This window comes from Chitinophaga pinensis (assembly GCF_007896845.1).
GTDB lineage: Bacteria > Bacteroidota > Bacteroidia > Chitinophagales > Chitinophagaceae > Chitinophaga > Chitinophaga pinensis_C.
In genome coordinates this window covers 67,453-85,107 of record NZ_VOHS01000016.1, presented here as the reverse complement: position 1 = coordinate 85,107, position 17,655 = coordinate 67,453, and the positions used below count along the sequence as shown (strand labels likewise).

The 17,655-nt window shown below is 45.7% G+C and carries 13 protein-coding genes; 7 read left to right on the top strand and 6 right to left on the bottom strand.

From position 1 onward, the window contains the following. Nucleotides 1-9 precede the first annotated feature (9 nt). Together FEF09_RS16705 and bshC are read left to right on the top strand one after the other, a co-directional pair. Entirely contained in the window at nt 10-1,281 is a 1,272-nt protein-coding gene (locus FEF09_RS16705) for a glucose-1-phosphate adenylyltransferase (RefSeq protein WP_012792327.1), read from the top strand. 257 nt (nt 1,282-1,538) lie between these two features. Beyond that, nucleotides 1,539-3,134 carry a bacillithiol biosynthesis cysteine-adding enzyme BshC gene (gene bshC / locus FEF09_RS16700; protein ID WP_146306179.1) on the top strand — a complete coding sequence of 532 codons (1,596 nt, stop codon included), beginning with the start codon at nt 1,539-1,541 and terminating at the stop codon, nt 3,132-3,134. A gap of 198 nt (nt 3,135-3,332) precedes the next feature. Here bshC and FEF09_RS16695 read toward each other — a convergent pair whose 3' ends face one another. Continuing rightward, complete coding sequence (locus FEF09_RS16695) at nt 3,333-5,570, bottom strand: FUSC family protein (protein ID WP_146306178.1); 2,238 nt, start codon at nt 5,568-5,570, stop codon at nt 3,333-3,335. Between the two features lie 41 nt (nt 5,571-5,611). Here FEF09_RS16695 and FEF09_RS33145 point away from each other — a divergent pair, with 41 nt between their 5' ends. From FEF09_RS33145 to FEF09_RS16685, 3 genes are all read left to right on the top strand, one after another. Further along, on the top strand, nt 5,612-5,734 hold the full coding sequence (locus FEF09_RS33145; RefSeq protein ID WP_261387542.1) for a hypothetical protein: 123 nt from the start codon (nt 5,612-5,614) through the stop codon (nt 5,732-5,734). A gap of 235 nt (nt 5,735-5,969) precedes the next feature. Continuing rightward, nucleotides 5,970-9,500: a chromosome segregation protein SMC gene (smc, locus tag FEF09_RS16690; RefSeq protein ID WP_146306177.1), complete on the top strand. Its 3,531-nt coding sequence runs from the start codon at nt 5,970-5,972 to the stop codon at nt 9,498-9,500. A 35-nt stretch (nt 9,501-9,535) separates the two neighbouring features. Further along, the gene (locus tag FEF09_RS16685; RefSeq protein WP_146306176.1) at nt 9,536-9,934 is read left to right on the top strand and encodes a DUF4259 domain-containing protein; all 399 of its coding nucleotides are present in this window, start codon (nt 9,536-9,538) and stop codon (nt 9,932-9,934) included. Nucleotides 9,935-10,105: 171 nt separating this feature from the next. Here the strand turns inward: FEF09_RS16685 and FEF09_RS16680 are convergent, their stop codons facing one another. After that, complete coding sequence (locus tag FEF09_RS16680) at nt 10,106-11,368, bottom strand: NupC/NupG family nucleoside CNT transporter (RefSeq protein WP_146306175.1); 1,263 nt, start codon at nt 11,366-11,368, stop codon at nt 10,106-10,108. 261 nt (nt 11,369-11,629) lie between these two features. On the opposite strand from FEF09_RS16680, the gene FEF09_RS33140 reads away from it, so the two are divergent. Both FEF09_RS33140 and FEF09_RS34525 read left to right on the top strand, forming a co-directional pair. Continuing rightward, a complete protein-coding gene (locus FEF09_RS33140; RefSeq protein ID WP_261387541.1) occupies nt 11,630-12,466 on the top strand; it encodes a hypothetical protein in 837 nt (278 codons plus the stop codon). 11 nt (nt 12,467-12,477) lie between these two features. Next, complete coding sequence (locus FEF09_RS34525) at nt 12,478-13,908, top strand: c-type cytochrome (protein WP_315898165.1); 1,431 nt, start codon at nt 12,478-12,480, stop codon at nt 13,906-13,908. Nucleotides 13,909-13,968: 60 nt separating this feature from the next. Here FEF09_RS34525 and FEF09_RS33130 read toward each other — a convergent pair whose 3' ends face one another. The 4 genes from FEF09_RS33130 to mqnE all read right to left on the bottom strand — a co-directional run bounded on the left by FEF09_RS33130 (nt 13,969) and on the right by mqnE (nt 17,653). Further along, nucleotides 13,969-14,832 (bottom strand): sigma-54 interaction domain-containing protein, encoded by an 864-nt coding sequence (locus tag FEF09_RS33130; RefSeq protein WP_261387540.1) that lies wholly within the window; start codon nt 14,830-14,832, stop codon nt 13,969-13,971. Then, a complete protein-coding gene (locus FEF09_RS33125; RefSeq protein WP_261387539.1) occupies nt 14,781-15,365 on the bottom strand; it encodes a response regulator in 585 nt (194 codons plus the stop codon). Before FEF09_RS33125 ends, FEF09_RS33130 begins: the two co-directional genes overlap by 52 nt. 556 nt (nt 15,366-15,921) lie before the next feature. Then, nucleotides 15,922-16,458, bottom strand: coding sequence for a DUF192 domain-containing protein (locus FEF09_RS16665; RefSeq protein WP_146306174.1), 537 nt, complete (start codon nt 16,456-16,458; stop codon nt 15,922-15,924). A gap of 13 nt (nt 16,459-16,471) precedes the next feature. Further along, complete coding sequence (gene mqnE, locus FEF09_RS16660; RefSeq protein WP_146306173.1) at nt 16,472-17,653, bottom strand: aminofutalosine synthase MqnE; 1,182 nt, start codon at nt 17,651-17,653, stop codon at nt 16,472-16,474. Between the last annotated feature and the right edge of the window lie 2 nt (nt 17,654-17,655).

The window sequence follows — 17,655 nt, the reverse complement described above, 5'->3', positions numbered from 1 at the left end:
TCGTAATATATGTCTAACGCAGTTATCTCCCTTATCTTAGGTGGCGGATCAGGTACACGCCTGTACCCCCTTACGCGTAAGCGTTCTAAGCCAGCCGTACCCGTTGCCGGTAAATACCGCCTCGTGGATATTCCCATTTCGAACTGCCTGAATGCTGATATGAACCGCATTTTTGTGCTGACACAGTTTAACTCCGCATCGTTGAACAAGCACATTAAAAATACCTATCATTTCAGCCATTTCAGTAAAGCGTTCGTAGATATTCTGGCTGCTGAACAGACACCAGACAATCCAACCTGGTATCAGGGTACCGCGGATGCTGTACGCCAGTGTCTGCACCATATTGACAATTATGAATTTGAATATATACTGATCCTTTCCGGTGACCAGCTGTATCAGATGGACTTCCGCGAAATGCTGCAGCATCATATAGAAAGTCAGGCAGAAGTCTCTATTGCAACCATTCCGGTGAATGCAAAAGACGCCTCCGACTTTGGTATCCTCAAGACAGACAATACTGGTCTGATCACCTCATTCACCGAAAAACCCAAACAGGACGTATTGGCTCCATGGGCTTCTCCGGTAAGTGACGAAATGCAATCAGAAGGGAGAGTCTATCTGGCCAGCATGGGTATCTATATCTTCAGCAGACAAACCCTGTATGACCTGCTGAACGGTCAGGAATCATCCACCGACTTTGGTAAGGAACTGATCCCTTATGCGATCAATGCCGATATGAAAGTTGTCAGCTACCAATACACCGGTTATTGGACAGACATCGGAAACATCAGCTCTTTCTGGGAAGCCAATCTGGGACTGACGGACGAGATTCCTAAATTCAACCTCTTCGACGAGTCACATATTATATACTCCCGCGCACGTATGCTGCCACCAGCTAAAATCTCGGGTACCATGAAGAATACCATCATCTCTGATGGTAGTATCATCCTCGATAGTCAGCTGGAGCGTTGTGTGGTAGGTATCAGAACCCGTATCGGCAGAAATTCTGTTATTACCAACAGTTATGTCATGGGAGCTGATTATTACCAGACCCTCGAAGATCTGGAAAAAGCAAAAGGCAAAGGACATCCGCCAATGGGTATCGGCGACAACTGCGTCATTAATAACGCCATTATTGATAAAAACTGTAGCATCGGCAACAATGTACGAATCAATGTGGGCGATCCGCTGCCGGATGGTGATCATGAAAAATATGCGGTAAAAGATGGAATAGTGGTGATTAAGAATGGAATGGTGTTACCGGATGGTTTTGTGATCTAAGGAGACCAATGAAAGGTCGGTCAGGAATCAGGAATTGCAATGCAGCGAAGATTAGTGGAGACGGATAAGCATCATATATACTGATTATTACTTTCTGAATAATGAGAGGCGCTTCATACATTGGAGCGCCTCTTTATTTTTAAATTCCTAATTCTTAATTCCTAATTATAACGGATTATCGCCATTCGTAATTACTAATTGACGATTCTCGATTCATTCCCTACCTTCGTGCATCTAAAAGAATCCGAGCGTAGCGTATGGAGCAACCTGTAAGTCAAATCCCGTATTGTAAGACGGGGTATTTCAATCAATTGGTAACAGATTTTCTGGCCGGGCATCCTAATCTTCGTCCCTTTTACAAATACTCGTCTGTAGCGCCTGATTTCGAGGCCGCCATACAAGCTAAGAAAGCTTTCCCACAACAAAGGGATGTACTGGTAGCAGCCCTTCAGGAACAATATAAAGACCTGGAAATCACCGATAAGGTCCGTCATAATATAGAAAGCCTGCTGGATCAGCAGACCTTCACCATCACCACCGCACACCAGCCCAATATCTTCACCGGTTATTTATACTTCGCTTATAAAATATTGCAAACCATAAAGTTAGCTGATCAGCTCAGGTCGCAGTATCCGAAGTACAACTTTGTGCCTGTCTACTATATGGGTAGTGAGGACGCCGATCTGGATGAACTGGGCCATGTATATATTGATGGTAAGACGATCAACTGGCCGACCGCTCAACAGGGCGCCGTGGGTCGTATGCAACCGGAAGGGTTTGAGGATCTGATCGCAGCTGTGAAAAACGCACTGGGATACGGGCCTTATGCAGATGAACTGATCGCTCTTCTGGAAAAGGCGTATCTGGGCCATAAGAATATTCAGGAAGCAACCCTCTATCTGGTAAACGAACTGTTTGGCAGATATGGACTGGTGATATTAGTACCTGATTCTCCGAAATTGAAGAAACTGTATGTACCGGTTATGCGGGACGAACTGTTTCATCAGCGTTCCTTTGACATCGTCAATGAAACCATTGCAAAGCTCTCTAAACACCATAAAGTACAGGCGAATCCGCGTGAGATCAACCTGTTTTATCTGACAGAAACCTCCCGTGAACGTATCGTGAAAGTGGGAGATATCTGGAAAGTATTACACCTGCCGGTAGAGTTTACCGAAGCACAACTGGAAAAAGAACTGGAAGAACATCCGGAGCGTTTCAGCCCGAATGTGATCCTGCGTGGTATGCTGCAGGAAACGATCCTGCCTAATATTGCCTTTATTGGTGGTGGGGGAGAGATCGCCTATTGGCTGGAATTACAGCAATTGTTTGAACACTATAAGGTGCCTTATCCGGTACTGTTACTACGTAACTCTTTCCTGCTGACGGACGCAAATTCTCAGCAACGTTTGCAGAAACTGGGATTGTCTATAACTGATCTCTTTGAAGATCCTGAGGAGTTGATCACCCGCTTCGTACAGGAACATACCAATGCAGCACTGGTGCTGAAAGATGAGTACGCGGCTATCGAGAAGCTGTTTGATGATCTGGTCCTGAAGGCAAGAAGTATTGATGTAACGCTCGAAGCAAGTGTAGGCTCAGAACGTACAAGAGCGGTGAAGTCAATTGGTAAACTCGAACATAAGTTCCTGCGCGCAGAAAAGAAGAAGTTTACATGGCAGTCGGAGCAGATCCGTACACTGAAGTCCCGGCTTTTCCCGGCGAATTCACTTCAGGAAAGAAAAGAGAATTTTATGCCATGGTATGTAGCGATGGGCCCTGCGTTCTTTGATCTTATATTGAAAAATATGGATCCATTGTCAGACCAGTTTGGGATTATTTATCAGGACTAGCGGCAATCAGGCTTAAGAATTAATAGAAAAAGCGCTTCGATAGTTTATCGAAGCGCTTTTTCTATTAGCTATATCTTCTTTATCTTATGTTAGTCCTACGTTAAAAGACGTAGAGCTTTAACGTAAGATCAGAAAGATCTGAACATTTAATAAGACAGGATGAAACAAGGGCCATTAATTAAGAAAAAACAGTTACGCTTAATGCTGAATTGTCTTGTCAATGGTCTTCTTCATATCTTTTAGCAGAGAGAACATGGCATTTAACTGGTCACGGACCATCTTTGTTTCCAGCATTTCTTCCCTGACAGGGGTTTCACCTTTACCATTATTGATCTCTTCCTGTCTGAGCTGATAAAGCTTTTCCAGATCAATATCCAGTGTTTCCAGCGCTTCCATGTTGGTCGGTGGCAGCGTAGGTTTTGCTGCCGGATCGTCAATCAGATCAATGATGCAACTGAAATGTTGTTGTAGATAATTATTCAGCAGTTTATACTCAGGCTTGGGATAATGCACCCCGTGCAGCATTCCATAGTTGGCCATAGCAGCAATATGAGACATCAGGGAGTGATTGAGTACCACAAAATGGTACACTTCAGAGCCGTGTATCTGTTTGCTTTTGGGTTCTGAGAGCATACGTTGAAACGCGGACATGAGGTTGGCCGCACTGACATTGGTGTCTTTTCTGGCCAGTTTATAATCATTCATTACAAACTCTCTGTCGGTATAGAGGCGCATTACATGATCCAGATAGCGGGCGTTGTCTTTTACCATCTTGCTCATGTGACTGGGCAGGTAGTTATGCTCCCAGCTGGGCCATAATAACAGGCTGGCGAAGAAGGCAATGCTTACGCCGATGAAAGTATCCAGTACACGCAGTTCGGCATTCTGCAGGTGTGCAGGATGGAGGAAATGCAGGAGGAATATTACAAAGGGGGTCACAAAGAAGACACTGAGTGTATACTGCTGGGTCATAAAACTATAGGCCCCGAGTATGCAGATCAGCATCAGAATGAAGATGACGGTATTATTGGTGGTCAGATATAATACGGCGGCGGCAAACAATGCCCCGGTGATGGTACCTATAATACGCTGGTAACTACGGGCTTTACTGATACCGAAACCCGGTTTCAGGATAACGACGATGGTCAGCAGAATCCAGTAGACCCTGTCCAGATGGAATACCTGTCCCAGCAAATAGCCGGTAACGGCAGCGATGCTGACACGCAGGGCATGACGGAAGATATGAGATTCAAAGGTGAGGTTGTTCACCAATGGTTCCAGATCATAGCGGTTGCGTGTGGTAAAACTGGCCAGTTGTAAACGGGGATCGATCACCTCGTCTTTTACCCTTTCGAGTCTGGTGAGCCGGTGGAGGTTGTATATACGCTGTGTCATGTCCTGCAGGTTATGCAGAATATTAGTCAGCGTGAGCAGTTTGGTCCGCTCTTTCAGGGTAGGCATCGTTTTACGGATATCGGCTACCGCGTGCTGTACCTTATCTATTTCATGACGGAGATTGGCGCGGGGCAAGGATCTTTGTCCGGCGGCGACCGCTGTGGCGATCAGTTCCAGTTCACCCGTGAACTCCTGTATCAACGTATGGAATTTCTCCAGAATCTCCATTCCCCCGAAATCATTATGGAGTGCCAGATAGTCGGTCTGGGAGGCCATGATCTGTTCCTGCAGGTCCACAATGTCCATAAAGATCAGTACCATACTTTTATTGATGCTGGTAGAACCTTGCTGGGCGGAGCGGCGTTTGAGCAGTAATTCGCGGACAGCCTCCTGTTTTTCACTGACGATTACCTGCTGAGCCAGTACTGATTTATAGATCTCGTCGAAGTTTTTGTCCGCGTCTTTGGCATAAAACCCTGCTCTTTCTTCCAGATAGTGGGCCGTTTCCATAATACACTCTGCAAGTGTCTGCTGTACACTCAGGTAAGGGCGTATCTGCCAGAGCAGGAGGGCGAGGAAGCCATACCAGATGCTACCACCCAGAATAATGAGACAGTGAATGAAGGCTTCTGCTGGTCCCACAGGGTTTTCACCGAGAATAGAGACCATCACGAGCATACAGGCGATGCCGATGTTACCGCCCCGGTTCCCGTACACCAGCAGCATGCCATTGGCAAAACAGCAGGCCAGGATCCAGCCGGTCATCAGTAAGGGATAGGGCGAGATCAGGGAGGTACCCAGCGCGGTAAAGAAGATAAATGCGATGGCAGTCAGGATGCCATTGCGTTTATGCAATGCGGTACCGGGTACGTCTGAGAGGGCAGTGGCCAGAGCGCCCAATGAGGCGACGATACCCATTGGGAGGTCGCCCATCATGGAAAATACAACAGAGGGCACTACCACACTGATGGTTGTACGTAAACCGGTACTGAAATGATAACTATAGATGAAATTCCTGACTTCCTGAATCCAATGCCGCATCTGGAAATTTTGATATATGCAAAGTTATTTAAATCGCTGATATGCAAAAAGAATGCTGTTTCTCTCCACGGCACTATGCTGTTTACGCTATTCCGGTAAAATATACGCCTATAACGACGCTGGTGGCCGGTTGTAAAATAGGACGCCCGGCTTTTGGCCTGTAATTTATGCACAACTGTGTATAATTAAATCTTTACCGGGACATGGTTGTCTGATAAATTACTGTTTTCTTTGGAAAATTAAAGATAACCTTACCAGAATAAAATCCTGATAATCAGAAAAAGGAGGTAAATAATCTGGTAAAAATGCATTATTATAGTATGATCAGGTAAATCCTGACTAGAATTAAGAGAAATCATAGTTATCTTTGACGGCTTAAAAAAACAAAGCGGAGCAATTGTGCGTTTAAAAACATTAGAAATCAAAGGCTTCAAAAGTTTTGCTGACAAAACCGTATTACACTTCGACGAAGGGGTAACAGGGGTTATAGGCCCCAACGGCTGCGGCAAAAGTAATATTATCGACTCCATCCGCTGGGTGATCGGGGAGCATAAGATCAGTAATCTCCGTTCGGAGAACCAGTCTGGTCTTGTGTTTAATGGCTCCAAAACACGCTCGGCAAGTGGTATGGCTGAAGTGAGTCTGACGTTTGAGAACACCCGCAATGTACTGCCAACCGAGTTTACCACTGTTACCATTACCCGTAAGTTTTACAAGAATGGCGATAGCGAATACCGCCTGAACGATGTGGCCTGCCGCCTCAAGGATATCCATAACCTGTTTATGGATACGGGGGTGAGTACAGATTCCTATGCCATCATCGAGCTGGGTATGGTGGATGATATCATTAAAGATAAAGAGAACAGCCGCCGGCGAATGCTGGAACAGGCTGCAGGTATCTCTATTTATAAGACCCGTAAAAAAGAAGCGAAATCCAAACTTGAGGCAACTGAGGGGGATCTGAACCGTATTGAGGACCTGCTCTTTGAGATTAATAATAACCTGAAAACTCTGGAAGCGCAGGCCCGTAAGGCAGAACGCTTTTATGAGGTGAAGAAAGAATACCGCGAAGTCAGCATTGAGCTGGCTAAAGCCGCTCTGGAAGGATTCAATGTCACTTTTAAAGAACTGACAGACGAACAGCAGGCGGAAAGCGATAAGAAACTTGCGCTGGAAACGGAGATCACAGCTGCCGAAGCCAGCGTAGAGGAAGATAAGCTGCATTTTGTAGCGAAAGAAAGAGAACTGCAGGTATTGCAGAAATCTTTCAACGAACTCGTTTCTACCATCCGTACCAAGGAGAATGATAAAAATCTGGCCAGTCAGCAGCTCACTTATCTCAAAGAAAGGGAGCGCAATATCAGCCAGTTCCTGTCTAATGCCGAAGGGCAGTTACAGGGTCTCACCGATTCCATCGCCTTTACCGCTACACAGGTGGAGGAAGAACAGGAAGCTTTTGAGACCTTGCAGGACCAGCTGGAAGGCTTGCAGGATATGGTGGATGAAAAGAAGGAAGCCTTCAACCAGAAGAAACTGTCTCTGGAAAACCAGCGCCGCGATCAGCAGCAATGGCAACGCCAACAGTTTGAGGCAGAAAAGAAAGTGGCAGTAGCAGATACCTCCGTACAGAACCTCCAACGTAGCATTCAGCAGTTGCAGGAAGAGAAAACGGGGCGTCTGCAGCAGATCACGCAACTGGAAGAAGAGAAGGTGATCCTGCAGGAAACCTTGCAGGACCAGAAAGCAGATCTGGAAGATATGATTGCTTTCCAGGAAGAGACGAAAGGAAAAATACTGGCCACTCAGGGTGAGATTGAAGGGCTGCGCGACAGACTCGTGGACGAGAACCGTACACTGGACCAGAAGAAGAACGAATATGACCTCTTAAAATCTCTCGTGGACAGCCTTGAAGGTTATCCGGAGAGTATCAAATTCCTGAAAAAGAATACAGAGTGGAATAATGCTGCTCCCATCCTCAGTGATATCTTTTTCTGTAAGGAAGAATATCGTACCTGCGTAGAAAACCTGCTTGAACCTTATCTCAACTACTATGTTGTAAATAATGCAGCAGAAGCTATTCAGGCCATCCGCCTGCTGGATGCCAACAAAAAGGGTAAAGCCAACTTCTTTATTCTCGATCAGTTCCATCAGCAAAATGGTCATCCTGCTACACCTCCGGGATCTATTCCGGCGCTTGAAGTAGTAGAACTGGAAGAACGCTATAAAGGACTGGGGAATTATCTGCTTGGCAAAGTATTCATTACAGATGATATCAGCAGCTTACAATTCGACCAGCTGGCAGATCAGGACGTGCTGGTAATTGAGAAGAGTGGCAGAATGAATCGTGGTCGGTACAGTTTTAGTGGTGGATCTGTCGGATTATTCGAAGGAAAGAAACTGGGCCGTGCCAAAAATCTCGAGAAACTGGATGAAGAGATCAAAGCACTGGAAGAAGTAGTGGCTTCTCTGCGTCAACAGATTCAGGAGAAACACAATCAGGTACTCGGATATAACACGCAGTTAAATGAGAATAAAATCAATACTGCCCGCGATAAGATCAACCAGTTGAATAATCAGGTGTTCGGATTGCAAAACCGTATTGAAAACTTCCGTCAGCTCGTAGAATCCGGAGATAAGCGCCTGCTGGAAATGCAGGACTCCCTCGAGGCCAATCAGGATAGTATTAAAGGTGTACGTGAAGAACTGGAAGAGCTGAACGAAAAGGTATACGCTTTGCAGGATAGCATTGCGGCAGCTGAAAAAGCAGCCGCAGACGCAGAGCAGCAATTTAATCAGGCGAATGTGCAGTTCAATAACCAGAACCTGCAGCATACACGTCAGCAGAGTAAAGTGCAGTCCTTGAGACAGGAACTGGACTTCAAACGCAAACAATTGTCTGATCTGCATACACAGATCACCAGTAATAAGTCCCAGCTGGAAGACGCCGTAGCCAATATCGCTGCCGCAGAAGAAAAGCTGGGTACAGCAGAAGACGGCCTGATCGATCTGTTCCGCAAAAAAGAAGAGGAGGAGAAAGAACTGAACGAGAAAGATCAGGAATACTACAACTTCCGTAACCAGTTGCAGGAAAAGGAAACGACACTCCGTGCACGCCAACGTGCAAAAGAACAACTGGAGCAGTCGCTGACGGTGATCAAGGATAAGGTGAATGAACTTAAATTGCAACTGGCTTCCATGAAGGAAAGGCTGAGTGTAGAGTTCAAAATCAATCTGGATGAGATCATTGATGAACAGCGTAGTTCTGCCTTACCGGTAGACGAACTGCAGGGTAGTGCGGAACGACTCAAGAAGCGACTCGAGAACATGGGTGAGATCAACCCGACAGCAATCGAGGCCTATCAGGAAATGAAGAAACGGTACGAGTTCATTCTGGAACAAAAGACGGATCTGGTAACGGCGAAAGAATCCCTGATGGCAACTATTCAGGAAGTGGAAGCAACAGCTAACCAAAAATTCCTCGATACATTCAACCAGGTGAAGGAAAACTTCGTACGTGTATTCAAGGCATTGTTCACAGAAGAAGACCAGTGTGATATGATATTGAATGATCCTGAGAACCTGGCAGATACAGGTATAGAGATCATTGCCAAACCAAAGGGTAAACGTCCGGCTGCCATTACACAGCTGAGTGGAGGAGAGAAGACACTGACAGCTACAGCACTGCTGTTTGCTATTTACCTGATCAAACCGGCGCCATTCTGTATCCTCGATGAGGTGGATGCACCGCTGGACGATGCCAACGTAGGTAAATTCACAAACATGATCCGTAAGTTCTCCGACAATTCCCAGTTCATCATTGTGACGCACAATAAGCAAACAATGGCGGCTGTGGATGTGATCTACGGGGTAACCATGCAGGAACCGGGTGTAAGTAAACTGGTACCTGTGGATTTCAGAAGTCTTAACTAAGTTAATCAATAAAGCAAACCAAAAAATTACATATCATGGGCACATGGGGTACCAGAAACTTCGAAAATGATGGCTCTCAAGATTGGGTATTTGAAATGATGGACAACAAAGATGGCGGCATGGTTGCCGACACTTTGCAGTTCTCTCTCTCCAAAGATGGTGTACTGGATACATCAGAGTGTGAAGACGCACTGGCTGCTGCTGAAGTTGTAGCAGCACTGTCCGGTAGAGCGAGTGATGATTTCCCTGAAGATCCGCTGGATCATCTGGATTCATTGAACCTGCTGGCAACTCCGGCACTCCGTAAACTGGCAATTTCTGTAGTAGAAAAGATCAGGACTACATCTGAAATGAAAGAAGTAAGAACTGAAGAAGGACAGTACGAGAGCTGGGATGCTGTGATGGCTGACCTGCTCAAGAGACTGAATTTCTAAGTGTAACTTACGCGTACTATAAAAGAGCTCCGCCTTATCGTCTTACCGGGTTTCGGTAGAAGATAAGGCGGATTTTTGTGTTAATTAAGAATCAGATGCTCTTAAAACAAAAGAGCGTCCGTTACTGACAGGACGCTCTTTCGTATAATAATGTTAATTGATAATGCTTAATTAAATAAGGATGCCTGCAATAGTAGCCGACAGATAAGATGCCAGCGTTCCACAGAAAAGCGCTTTCAATCCGAGTGAGGCAAGGTCGGCACGTCTTTCCGGTGCCAGTACACCAATACCACCGATCTGCATACCTACACTGCTGAAGTTGGCAAAACCACAAACGGCAATACTCACGATCAGCAATCCTCTTTCCGATACAACAGGGATTGTTTTATCTGTCAGATTCTTAAATGCAATGAATTCGTTGATAGTCAGTTTCTGTCCCAGCAGAGTAGCCACACTGTTTACGTCCTGATTAGGAACACCCATTGCCCACGCTACCGGATAGAATATCTTTCCAAAGATCCAGTTCAGACTCAGATCAAAAGGCAGGTGAAACAGCTGACCCACTTTCAGCAATCCCCAGTCAAGGAAGGCAATCAGCGCAATGAAACCAATGATCATTGCGATCACGTTCATGGCTATTTTAAAGCCATCGCCTGCACCGTGAGTGATTGCATCAATCACATTCACATACTGGCTTTTTACTTCCAGTTTTACTTTACCCATTGTCTGGGATTCTTCTGTTTCCGGGAAAACGATCTTAGAAATTACCAGTGCACCCGGTGCCGCCATCAGACTGGCCGTGATCAGCATCGGAGCAAGATCCAGACCAGCGGCCGCTCCCATGTTGGAGTATACCACAAGGATCCCACCGGCAATACAAGCCAGACTACCACTCATAGACGCCAGCAGCTCACTACGGGTCATGTAGGGAAGGTATGGTCTGATCATTACCTGTGCCTCGATCTGTCCCACGAAAGCACTGGCCACATTACTCAAAGCTTCTGCACCACTCACACGCATAATCACATTCATCGCCCTTGCGATGACCGCCACAATACGCTGCATAATGCCAAAGTGATAGAGGATAGCCACCAGACAACATACTAATATAATAGCCGCCGTGATATTAAAGGCAAATACGAAACCTCCGTTCAGGTAGTTGACGATAGTACCGGGTTTGGATTCTACCGCAATGCCACCATATACGAAAGCGGCACCCTGACGTGCAAAATCCTCCAGTTTACCCATGGCCTTACCCACGCCCTGAAAGAAACGAAAAACGAATCCTACCTTAAAAATGAGCAGGGCTATCAATACCTGTAAACCGATTCCGCTGAGTACCAGCCGGAAATTGATCTTCTTTTTATTGTTTGAAACTAAGTAAGCCAGTCCGAGGATAAGGATTATCCCGATAAGTCCTTGGAAACGTCCCATAAGCGCGATAAAAGTGGTTGTAAAGAGCGAAAATAGCGATTAATTACCAATTAGGAATTACGAATTAGAATTGAAATGCTGCGGAGACCGGTGGAAATCTGACTTAAAAAGATAATCACCACATATAGGCGTTTCTCTTATCTGTTATAGAGAAAAAGCCGTTGTTGCTAAAATTGTACCGCTTGTCCTCACAATTCGTAATTCCTGATTCGTAATTCGTAATTTACTTTCTTATTTTGCTTTTTACAATCGATTACAATAATGCGTTACAGGTTTTATCTTATTGGACTAAGTCTATGGTTAGCAGCGTGTAATAGTGGCGGAGACAAAAAGACCGGCAGTTCCTCCGACTCACTGGCTATCCGGGAAAAATATGCATCATCTCCCGTATTGGATGCAAAAACAGCGATCTCACATATGGCAATCGAAAAAGGACTGGATATACAACTGGTGGCAGCAGAACCGCTGGTAACCGTGCCCGTTGCCATGACATTTGATGAAAAAGGGCGTATGTGGGTAGTGGAGATGACAGGCTATATGCCGGATACAGTTGGTACGGGTGAAGATATCCCTAACGGTAAAGTAGTCATATTGGAAGATACTGATCATGATGGAGTAGCTGATAAACGAACCGTGTTTATAGATTCGCTCGTATTACCAAGGGCGATCTGTCTGGTAGAGAACGGGATACTGATTGCGGAACCGCCTAAATTGTCGTTTATCGAAATCAATAATGACAAACCGGGGAAACGGACCCTTGTAGATGATAAATATACAGAAGGAGGGAATGTAGAGCATCAGCCTAACGGACTATTACGCGCTATGGACAACTGGATCTATAACGCGAAATCAGATAAGCGCTATCGTAAAGTGGGTAATAAGTGGGTAAAGGAACTGACTCATTTCCGTGGTCAATGGGGTATTTCGCAGGATAATTATGGTCGTCTGTTTATAATAATAACTCTGAGAACGTATTGGGTGACTATTTCCCGGCGGGCCTTGGTGCACATAACCCACAACAGAAGAATGTATCAGGTTATGATGAGAAGATTGTGGCAGACAACCGCGTGTATCCGGCAAGAGCTACTACCGGTGTAAACCGTGGCTATATGAAAGGCACGCTGGATGACAGTCTGCGGCTGGTAAATATGACCGCCGCCTGTAGTCCGCTTGTCTATCGAGGCGCGCTGCTTGGTAAGGGATACGATAATAATATATTCGTGGCCGAACCATCCGGAAACCTGATCAAACGAAATATTATCAAAGACAGCGGTTACATCGTTAAAGGACAACAAGCCTACGCACATAAGGAATTTCTGACCAGCACCGATGAACGTTTCAGACCGGTAAGTCTGTATGATGCGCCAGACGGAGCCCTCTATGTATTGGATATGTACAGAGGGATCATCCAGCACAAAACCTATCTCACACCTTACCTGAAAAATGAGATCAAAAGCCGTAATCTGACAAATCCGCTAAACTGTGGACGTATCTACCGGATCGTTCCGGCGGGCACTCAGCCAAAGGCTGTCATCATAGAAAATGATCCTGTCCGTCTGCTGGCATTATTGAGCAGCCCAAATGGCTGGTTAAGAGATAAGGCGCAACAGATGATCATCGACCATCATTATACGACTCTGGTCCCTGCTTTACGCGCATTGTTACAGCAGAAGGACAGTCTGTATACGCAGGTACATGCCCTTTGGACACTGGAAGGTTTAGGTGCTTTACAATTGACTGATGTGATGGTTTTACTGCATCAGGCTAATCCCTATGCACAGGTACAGGGACTGGCAGCATTACCTGCAGTGATCAATGCAGCTAATGGCAAAGCCGTACTGAGCGAACTGGCGATGATGCAAAAGAATGTATTCCTTGCCCCTTATGTAGCATTGTTGCTGCCGGCACTGCCGACGCAGTTAAACACAGAGGTAGCACAACTGAGAATGCAGTTGGTAGAAGCATATGCAAACGATCAGTATGTGGCAGATGCGGTGATCAGCTGCATGGTGGGAAAGGAATCAGAGTTACAACAACAGCTGAAGAACTGGAACCCGGATACAACACTGGTGCTTGCCAAACGTCTGAAAAGAGTGATAAAAGATATTGAGAATCACCGGAAAGCGAGTATGGATGAAAGTCTGCAGAAAACCTACCCGAGAGGCGCCATACTGTTTAAAACTGTTTGTCAGACCTGTCATGGGGCAGATGGTGATGGTATTCAATCGCTTGCACCGCCATTGAACCAGTCGGAGATCGTAACTGGCGACAAACACAAACTGGCGGCGATTGTATTGTTTGGTCTTACCGGACCCGTAACGGTAGCGGGTAAACAGTATAAGGCACCGGAGATCAGTGGTGACATGCCGGGTATTGGCAGCAATGATGAATTCTCAGATAAGGATATCGCGGAAGTGTTGAGTTATATCCGGGGGGCCTGGAGTAACCGTGCAGCGAAAGTAACGGAGAAAGATATTCAGGAAGTGAGGAAACAGTATAAGGGCAGACAGAAGTCATTTACTATCAGCGAACTGAAATAAGCCTTCTGGTAAAGCAGATATTGTAAAAAGAGCGCCGGTCCGGCGCTCTTTTTTATTTATTCACAGGACAATATTCAGCGTATGTAATTTATTATAAAGTGTTTTCCGGTCGATATTCATCAGGCGGGCGGCTTCTGATTTATTGAAACGTACCTGTTGAAGCACATCCAGTATCTTTTTATATTCGGCTTGCCGGGATACATTTTTGAGATTCTCATCACTACCCGGGGGCAGACCGGGTTCATACCGGGGGAGTAACTCCTCGGGCAGATGAGCGTTGGTAATCGGAGCATGATCCTCCGCCAGCAGACAGATCCTTCTCATCACATTCTTCAGTTCACGGATATTGCCTGGCCATAAATAGTTATAAAAGGCGTTATAGACTTCCTCAGTGATCTCTCCGCACTCCCTGCCCAGTTCGGCCTCGATGGTTTGCTTGAAGGTGGCGATAAATAGTGGTAAATCATCTTTACGGGCCCTTAGAGGGGGCACATTTACAGTAAATTCATTCAGGCGGTAATACAGGTCATCCCGGAAACGCCCGTGCAAAACAGCCTGTTGGAGGTCTTCATTTGAGGCGACAATCAGGCGGATGTCTACCCGGGTTTCGCGGGTGCTGCCTACCGGTCTGACCACCCTTTCCTGTATGACACGCAGCAGGGCTGTCTGTACTTCGTAAGACAGGTTGCCTATTTCATCAAGGAACAAAGTCCCACCGTGGGCTTCCTGAAAGGCGCCCGTTTTGGCCTGTATTGCCCCGGTGAAAGCCCCTTTTTCATGTCCGAATAATTCGCTGCAGGCCAGTTCGGGTGACAGGCTCCCACAATCAATCGCAACAAATGGCTGATCATTGCGCTTACTCTGGCTATGGATCAGGTGGGCGACCGACTCTTTTCCTGTGCCTGTTTCTCCGAGTATAACCACACTATAGTTAGTGGGGCAATCAGTTTGATCTGTACATGTAGTTCCTTGGAACTGTTACCGTTTCCATACACAAACTGACTAAGCCTTCCTTTAGGTGAAACCAGAGTGGAGACGGGTATTTCCGAAGCAATAGCTGCTGTGGGGAATTGTTCTTTGGAATGTAATGATTGATGTAGCAGTACCTTCTGCACCAGCAGGATTGCCTGATCGGCATGCAATGGTTTGACTACATAATCATAAATGCCGCTTTTGATCAGCTGAATGGCCACCCGCACATCCGGGTAACCGGTCATGACGATGATGCCGGTAGCAGGACTAAGCTCCCTGATTTTAAGGGAAAGTACACTGCCGTCTATTTCTTTATCTTTTAAACGGTAATCACAGAAGATGACATCGTAATGTTTCTCTTTCACCATTTTCAATGCGGAAGAGCCGGATACGCTGTGGGAAACGTCATATCCTTCTTTAGTGAGGATCTTAGTCAGCAAGGTGCAGATCTGGATCTCATCGTCAACGATCAGGATAGTTTTCACATGTTAGAATTAAGAGGTGAATAATATAACGTTTCACTAGAGAAACACGAACATTATTACTTGACTTAATAACGGTTGTTGGCCAGGAGATAAATAGAAGATGGTATTGATTGCAGAGGTTTCAAATGTTATGGCTGGTATAAAGGTATCGAAATATTGTATTCAACCAAAAATAAAGATAGGATGGCTATGCCATGCAGACACGACTGCCGGTGATATCATACAGATATCCGGTGCATGTTTTATAGCGGCAAATCTTAACATAGCAATAAAGCCGTACAGGATGCTACGGCACGATCTTAGTAATGTAAAGATGAAGGCACATATCTCCAAAGTGCTGAAAATCAGGATATAGTTCTGAACATATATTTGGCAATGAAAATTGCAGCTTTTATGTCTCATTATAGTGTGAAATCAGTTAAGGTGATATTATAAACAACCGAGTGTAATTATCTGATAATGAGATTTATGTATAATATCATTCAAATCTTGATAGAAACAAAAAAAGCCGTCCACCTCAGGTGAACGGCTTCTTTATTCTGAAAGTAAAAAGTGCTTATCTGATCTCTTTGTATGCGATTCTGTCACCGTATGCGATGTGATATTTATCGCAAAATCCGGCATTCACTTCGAGCACATATTGTGCTTTTTTAAAGGACGGAAGACTCTCTTCTGAGAGTGGTGTTGTATACTTTTGAACCGATACGATCTCTTTCTTCTCATCCAGATAGAGGATGTCAAGGGAGATGTAAGTGTCTTTCATCCAGAACGACTGTTCTTCCGCATGAGGGAAAATAAACAACATTCCTTGTGTATCAGACATTGACTTACGATACATCAATCCCTGTGCTCTTTCCTGATCACTGGTCGCTAATTCGATATCGATCTGACGGAGCGTATCATTATTGACCTTACTGAGAAAATAAAGAACACCTTCTTTTTTGAATGGCGGTCCGCTGTCTGTCTTCGTACTGATGGCGGCATCCTGTGAGGAGCCATTATTGTTAAAAGCCTGATTGCCATTTCTGTTCTGACAGGAGGCTATATAAAGAAGAAGTCCTGCATTGAATAGCAGCCATCGGGAAGCTGACATAAAGCGTTGTATTTTAACGTGCCATCAATTCCTCATCTGAGAACACCACATCGGTGTAGTCCTTGATCTCGTTATAAACCGTATCTCTTTCTACCGGTCTTCTGCCTGCCTGTTTGATCAGTGTAGCCAGTTGAGCAGTGTTCATAGATGGATTTTGCTCTTCAGCACCTGCCATGGAATAGATCTTGGTGGTATCGTCGATAGTACCATCGAGGTCATTCACGCCAAAGGACAGGGTCAGTTGAGCGGTATTTCTACCCAGCATCGGCCAGTAGGCTTTCAGGTGGGGGAAGTTGTCCATATAGAGACGGGCGATCGCGTACAGTCTCAGATCTTCCACTACAGATGTTTCTGCAACATGGGCCATTTCATTGTCCTTGTTACGGAATTTCAATGGAATGAAGGTGTTGAAGCCTTTGGTCTGATCCTGCAGTTTGCGCAGACGTTCCATGTGATCTACACGGTGCCAGAATTCCTCCACATGACCATACAGCATCGTTGCATTGGTATGCATACCCAGCAGATGGGCCGTTTTATGGATGTGTAACCAGCCATCAGCGTCTACTTTATCATGGCAGATCTGCGCACGGATATCAGGATGGAATATTTCAGCACCACCACCCGGCATGGACTGAAGACCAGCATCATGCAGGATGCGCATACCTTCCTCTACACTCACTTTTGCCTTGCGGAACATGTAATCCAGTTCTACAGCGGTAAAGCCTTTAAGGTGCAGGTCAGGACGGTGTGCTCTTATTTTCTGCAGCAGTTCAACGAAGAAGTCCAGGTTCATCTTTGGATGTACGCCACCCACGATGTGTACTTCTGTAACAGGCTGACCGTCATATTTTTTCACAATATCCAGCATCTGATCGATACTCAGTTCCCATCCTTCCTCACGGTTTTTATACAGCTTGGAGTAGGAGCAGAATCTGCAGGTAAAGATGCAGACGTTGGTCGGTTCGATATGAAAGTTGCGATTGAAATAGGTTTTGTCACCGTGCAGACGCACTCTGACAGCATTGGCAAGGGCACCCAGATAAGCCAGTTCTCCTTTCTCAAATAAAAGCAGACCGTCTTCCGGCGTCAGCCTTTCCGCTGACATTACCTTTTCTCCGATGGTTTTCAACCCTTTGTCCAATCTTGTATCCTGCAGTAACAGTTCTACTGCCGGATGGTCATTTCTGGTCGTCATCT

What these genes read in the sequence shown, in the direction of transcription:
- FEF09_RS16705 (WP_012792327.1), top strand. Translation starts at nt 10, where the DNA reads ATGTCTAACGCAGTTATCTCCCTTATCTTAGGTGGCGGATCAGGTACA.
- bshC (WP_146306179.1), top strand. Translation starts at nt 1,539, where the DNA reads ATGGAGCAACCTGTAAGTCAAATCCCGTATTGTAAGACGGGGTATTTC.
- FEF09_RS16695 (WP_146306178.1), bottom strand. Translation starts at nt 5,570, where the DNA reads ATGCGGCATTGGATTCAGGAAGTCAGGAATTTCATCTATAGTTATCAT.
- FEF09_RS33145 (WP_261387542.1), top strand. Translation starts at nt 5,612, where the DNA reads ATGCAAAAAGAATGCTGTTTCTCTCCACGGCACTATGCTGTTTACGCT.
- FEF09_RS16685 (WP_146306176.1), top strand. Translation starts at nt 9,536, where the DNA reads ATGGGCACATGGGGTACCAGAAACTTCGAAAATGATGGCTCTCAAGAT.
- FEF09_RS16680 (WP_146306175.1), bottom strand. Translation starts at nt 11,368, where the DNA reads ATGGGACGTTTCCAAGGACTTATCGGGATAATCCTTATCCTCGGACTG.
- FEF09_RS33140 (WP_261387541.1), top strand. Translation starts at nt 11,630, where the DNA reads ATGCGTTACAGGTTTTATCTTATTGGACTAAGTCTATGGTTAGCAGCG.
- FEF09_RS34525 (WP_315898165.1), top strand. Translation starts at nt 12,478, where the DNA reads ATGAAAGGCACGCTGGATGACAGTCTGCGGCTGGTAAATATGACCGCC.
- FEF09_RS16665 (WP_146306174.1), bottom strand. Translation starts at nt 16,458, where the DNA reads ATGTCAGCTTCCCGATGGCTGCTATTCAATGCAGGACTTCTTCTTTAT.
- mqnE (WP_146306173.1), bottom strand. Translation starts at nt 17,653, where the DNA reads ATGACGACCAGAAATGACCATCCGGCAGTAGAACTGTTACTGCAGGAT.